The sequence below is a fragment of the Actinomycetospora sp. genome, assembly GCF_055612215.1.
This window is the reverse complement of the sequence record NZ_JBVPVA010000006.1, coordinates 1-4,782: the sequence shown is the minus strand read 5'-3', so window position 1 is coordinate 4,782 and position 4,782 is coordinate 1. Positions and strand designations below refer to the sequence as shown.

The following is a 4,782-nucleotide window of genomic DNA, read 5'->3' as shown; positions in this document are numbered from 1 at the left end:
GCCCCGCTGCTGCATCTCTGCTGTATGGAGCATGGTCTGGAACGACGAAGGCCCTGGTCTCAGCTCCTTGCGGAGCCCTGAACAGGGCCTTTCTGCGTGGGCGACACTAACATCGAACCAGTGACCTCTTCGGTGTGAACGGGCCCGCGTCCGATTCCGGGGTCTCCCCCGCTGGCACCCTAGGGGCGCTGACCTGCTATTTCGTACTGCCGCGCCCGGCGGCGCGGCGCCGACTATCGGGGCTCGTGCTGCCTCAATACTGCGTTGATCTTGCTTCGCGGCCGGCTCGATGGGCCCGGTCAAGAGCCACCTTCACGACGGTGCGCGATCTGGAAAACGTTGCCGAACGGGTCCTCCACCATCGCGCGGCGGTCCCCGTAGAACGTGTCGACCGGGCCCTCGATGCAGCGCGCACCGGCCGTGATCGCACGCTCGAAGGCCGCATCGGCATCTTCGACGTACACATAGAGGAAGGCGGGGAACAGCTCTCGCTCCCCTGCCTCGCTGATCATGATCGTGGAGCCCCGCAGGTCGACCTCAGCCGGTCGACCCTCCTGCGCCTCACCGCTCGCGCCGAACACGTCACGCAAGAACGCCACCGCGCCTGCGACGTCGGCCACGACCATCCGAGGGATCACCGATCCAGCGCTCCCAGGCACGTCGACGAGTCTGGCCGGGCCCGGTGCTCCGTGTCCACGGTCCGAAGAGCCTTCAAACGGGCCACGACGGACCGACGATCTGACGGATCGAACGCCCGCTCCCCTGGCAAGTGCCCGGTGGCCCTACGCACGGGCGTTGAGCTGCACCGATAGGCCTCGGCCATTACCGGTTGCTACCGGCTCGCACGGCCCTTCTCGTACTATTCTGTGTCTGAAGAGTGCCGAAATGATCGAGCTCTAGGGCCAGCCGAGGGCCGGCTACGAGGGGCACGCCTAGGTGTCCATCGACTGCTTGGCGTCCCTTGCGGTGGATCTCGGCTGGTTCGGCAGGTATTCACGAGCCCCGTTGGACGAGCTCTGAGCTGCTGCTCGGTGCTGGTTCGTCCACCTCGGCCGGGCTTGCTGCCGATGTTGTTGCTGCCCGAATGCCGCATTCGCCTTCGAGTCGGCTGCGGCGGGTGTGCGCTGGCTGTTGGGTTAGAACCAAGCGTGGGCCGGCGACTCGCACAGCCTTCGCAATGCGATCGAATAGAGCGCGAATCGGGTGCGTGAGCGCCGGCCACCCCGTAGACATGCATGTTGACGATCATCTGCTCGTCGAACCGGAAGATCGAGTTGTAGGCCACGAGAACGTGACCACCGCGCTTCAGCTCTACACGCGCCGCACCGAGCACCACGACCGCATCCTCGACGCGGCTCAACGGCCACCGAGAACCGCAGCCACCGAGCGATGGCGACCCTGGCGATCCCGACGACGGAGACGGGCCCGCCGGCTCGCTCGCCGCGGTCCGGTGAGGCCGATGCTCCCGGAAAGCTCCCGATCCGACGACAAAGGCCCGGCTCCTGATGCGGAGTCCGGGCCTCTGACCTGCGGTGGGCGATACTGGGATCGAACCAGTGACCTCTTCGGTGTGAACGAAGCGCTCTCCCCCTGAGCTAATCGCCCGCAGCGTCGCCCAGCCTAACTCACGACGTCAGCGGGCTCTGCAGCCAGGTCCACTGATCGAGACCGACCAGGTCCGCCGCGAACCAGAGCGCGCCGAGCAGCCACAGCATGGCCAGCACCACCGCCAGCGACACCAGCCCCAGGAGCGCCTGGACCACCCGGTTCTGGCGGCGCACCCACGCCGACCAGGCGTCGTAGTACCCGCGCGCGAAGCTCAGGAGCCGCCCCGCCCATGTGAACTCGGTGGCGAGGATGCCGAGACCGGCGAACACGATCAGCCAGCCCGGGCCCGGGTACGGGATCGCGAGGACGCCGAGGACCAGCACGACCGTGCCCAGCACGCCGATCCCGATCCGCCACGCGAGGTTCCAGCCCGGCCGCGCCCGGACCTTCATCCGGAAGGCCCGGTACCGGACGCGGGCGGCGTGGAGGCGGCGTCCGCGGGGCGCCGGCGGTGGGTCCTGCTCCGAGGCCGAACGGTCAGGGGTGGCCTGTGGCTGGGTCATCGCCATCCTCTGCGGCGTCGGCCGGCGGGTGCCGGTCGGGCGGGTCGGTCACGGCTCGCCGTCGTCGCGCCCGGTCGGTCAGCCTGTCGTCCGACCGCTCGCGACGACCTGGGTCGGCGTGGCGGGGACGGCGTGACCGGGCTCGAGGGAGACCGCGTACCCGGCGAACCGTCCGGTCGCCTCCACCGAGGGTACGGACCGCACGACGGGGTCCGAACCGGACATCTCGAACGCCGTCAACCCCACGGGCGTCCCGTTCGCGAGGCCCCACAGAACGTAGGAGTGGTCTGCGCCGGAGGGGGCCAGCCCCGAGGCGAGGACCTCCGGCCCGCGGCCCCGGTCCACGACGAGGCCCACGACGCCGCCGTCCGGGGTGGCGAGGACGGCGTGGGGATTGCCGGGCTGGGCGGCGGCGTCCAGCAGCTGCACGACCTCCCGCCCCTGAGCCGCCTGCGCCGAGGCGGCGTCGCGCTGGTCGGCGAGCGACCGGTTCGCGGCGACCAGGCCACCGATGGCGACGACGAGGGCCAGCGCGGCCGCGACGGCGAGCCCGGCGGTGACCCGGCGGAACCGACGGTCGCGGTCCCCGTCGCGGCGGTGTCGGCCGAGGGGCACCACGGTCGGGTCGCTCGACGACGGGGCTTTACTGCCACTGGTTGCAAGCGTCGACGCTTCGCTGTCATCTCCGGGACCGGGACCGGCACCGGCACCGGCACCGGCACCGGCACCGGCACCGGACACAGCCTCCTCGGCCGCCGCCGACAGGATCCGCTCCCGCAACGACGGCGGCGGGTCCACCGGCGGCACGGCTGACCCGAGCAGCGTCGTGACCTCCTCGGTCTCCGCCACGATCCGACGGCAGCCCGGGCACTCGCCGAGGTGCGCGGCGAACACCGCCTCCTCGTCGGGCTCGAGGGCGTGCAGCACCCAGGCCACGGCGAGCTCGGCGTGCCCGTCCGACGACGCGGGCAGGGGCGTGGTCACGACGTCCCCTCCTCGTCCCCGCGGTCCACGCGGCCCTCCAGCAGTCCCCGCAGCGTGCGGACCGCGGTGAACATGCGCGACTTGACCGTGCCCAGCGGGATCCCCGAGATGCTCGCGACCTCGCGCTGGGTGAAGCCGCCGAAGTACGCGAGCGTCAGGGCCTCACGCTGCTCGGCGGGCAACGCGCCGAGCGCCTCCCGCACGTGCCCGGCGACGACGGCGTCGAGCGCCGCCTCGTCGGCACCCGGTCCCGGCGGCAGCCACTCGGCACCGTCCTCCCCCGGCGGGACGGTGTGGCGGCGCCGGGTGGCCTCGCGGCGCACCGCGTCCACGGCGCGGTGGTGGACCATCGTCATGAGCCAGGTGGACACGCTGCCGCGGGCGGGGTCGTAGCGCTCGGGGTGGCGCCACACCAGCAGGAAGACCTCCTGGACGACGTCCTCGGCGAGCGTCTCGTCGACGCACACCCGCCGGGCGAGCGAATAGGCCCGCCGGGCGAACCGGTCGTAGAACTCGTCGAGCGCGCGGGGCTCCCGCGCCGCGACGGACCGGAGGATTGTGGCGTCGGTCACACCCCCGTCGGACGCACCGTCACGCTGCGCAGCCAGCTCGGCACCGCGCTGCGAGGCGTCCGACACGGCTCTCTCCTGCCTCATCGTCTCGTGATCGGGGGAGACGCAGCACAGGCTAGTGCTCCCGGGGGGTCCCAGCCGCTCCGACGGGGAGGGTGCGTCGTCACGGAACAGGACCATGTAAGGCCTCGGCTGGGTACTCATACGATGCTGTCGGTGCGTGAGCCGGGTGAACCGGCGTCACAGGCCCGGCCGCCGGTCGTTCCCCACTTCGACAGCAGCGTGCGCGAAAGGCAGCCTTCGAATGCACAAGGACGACGTGACGATCCGGTCCACGGCGGTCTTCGACCTCATCGGACCTCCGAACCCTCCGGTTCCGGTCCAGGTCGAGCTCCGCTACGACACGCGTGACCCCTACGCCGTCCAGGCGGCCTTCCGCACCGGACGGGCCGGCTGGGTCGAGTGGGTCTTCTCCCGCGACCTCCTCACCGAGGGACTGATCGACGCCGCCGGCGACGGCGACGTGCGGATCCGCCCCTCGGAGGGCGAGACCGTGGAGATCGAGCTCTCCTCGCCCTCGGGACACGCGACCTTCCGGGCGCTCGCCCGCGAGGTCTCGGAGTTCCTCCAGCGGACCCACGAGGTCATCGAGCCGGGCTCCGAGGACGACTGGCTCGACCTCGAGCACGCCCTCGGGCTGCTGCTCTCGACCGACCCCTCCTGATCCACCCCCCGCCCACGGGGGCCGCGCGCGATGCAGTAGAGTTTCCGTCGTCGGCAGGGAGCCCGGGCGTCACCGCCCGTTCTCACCGACGACATGCGGACGTAGCGCAGTTGGTAGCGCATCACCTTGCCAAGGTGAGGGTCGCGGGTTCGAGTCCCGTCGTCCGCTCGGGAGCAGGCCCCCTCGGCGTCGGGCCCCGGTTTCGATGGGATCACCCAGCTCCGAACTCAGGGCGGAGTGGCCGAGTGGTTTAGGCAAGGGCCTGCAAAGCCCTGTACGCGGGTTCGATTCCCGCCTCCGCCTCGGGCGATTAGCTCAGTGGGAGAGCGCTACCTTGACACGGTAGAGGTCACTGGTTCGAACCCAGTATCGCCCACCGTGTTTATGCAGG

General features: G+C 70.9%; 5 protein-coding genes and 4 tRNA genes. 4 read left to right on the top strand and 5 right to left on the bottom strand.

Annotated elements, in window-relative coordinates:
- Positions 1 to 299 precede the first annotated feature (299 nt).
- The 5 genes from AC0CYZ_RS00130 to AC0CYZ_RS00110 all read right to left on the bottom strand — a co-directional run bounded on the left by AC0CYZ_RS00130 (position 300) and on the right by AC0CYZ_RS00110 (position 3,667).
- Positions 300 to 626: a VOC family protein gene (locus AC0CYZ_RS00130; RefSeq protein WP_472210769.1), complete on the bottom strand. Its 327-nt coding sequence runs from the start codon at positions 624 to 626 to the stop codon at positions 300 to 302.
- Between the two features lie 907 nt (positions 627 to 1,533).
- A tRNA-Val gene (locus AC0CYZ_RS00125) sits at positions 1,534 to 1,605 on the bottom strand.
- A 20-nt stretch (positions 1,606 to 1,625) separates the two neighbouring features.
- A complete protein-coding gene (locus AC0CYZ_RS00120; RefSeq protein ID WP_472210766.1) occupies positions 1,626 to 2,111 on the bottom strand; it encodes a TIGR02611 family protein in 486 nt (161 codons plus the stop codon).
- A 78-nt stretch (positions 2,112 to 2,189) separates the two neighbouring features.
- Complete coding sequence (locus AC0CYZ_RS00115; RefSeq protein ID WP_472210764.1) at positions 2,190 to 3,095, bottom strand: anti-sigma factor domain-containing protein; 906 nt, start codon at positions 3,093 to 3,095, stop codon at positions 2,190 to 2,192.
- The gene (locus AC0CYZ_RS00110; protein WP_472210762.1) at positions 3,092 to 3,667 is read right to left on the bottom strand and encodes an RNA polymerase sigma factor; all 576 of its coding nucleotides are present in this window, start codon (positions 3,665 to 3,667) and stop codon (positions 3,092 to 3,094) included. The genes AC0CYZ_RS00115 and AC0CYZ_RS00110 overlap by 4 nt, the downstream gene beginning before the upstream one ends.
- Positions 3,668 to 3,971: 304 nt before the next feature.
- Between AC0CYZ_RS00110 and AC0CYZ_RS00105 the strand changes: the two genes are divergently transcribed.
- The 4 genes from AC0CYZ_RS00105 (at position 3,972) to AC0CYZ_RS00090 (ending at position 4,767) form a co-directional block, all read left to right on the top strand.
- Positions 3,972 to 4,391: an SsgA family sporulation/cell division regulator gene (locus AC0CYZ_RS00105; protein ID WP_472210759.1), complete on the top strand. Its 420-nt coding sequence runs from the start codon at positions 3,972 to 3,974 to the stop codon at positions 4,389 to 4,391.
- 95 nt (positions 4,392 to 4,486) lie between these two features.
- Positions 4,487 to 4,559: transfer RNA gene (locus tag AC0CYZ_RS00100), tRNA-Gly, on the top strand.
- A 63-nt stretch (positions 4,560 to 4,622) separates the two neighbouring features.
- A tRNA-Cys gene (locus AC0CYZ_RS00095) sits at positions 4,623 to 4,694 on the top strand.
- A gap of 1 nt (position 4,695) precedes the next feature.
- Positions 4,696 to 4,767: transfer RNA gene (locus AC0CYZ_RS00090), tRNA-Val, on the top strand.
- Positions 4,768 to 4,782: the final 15 nt, after the last annotated feature.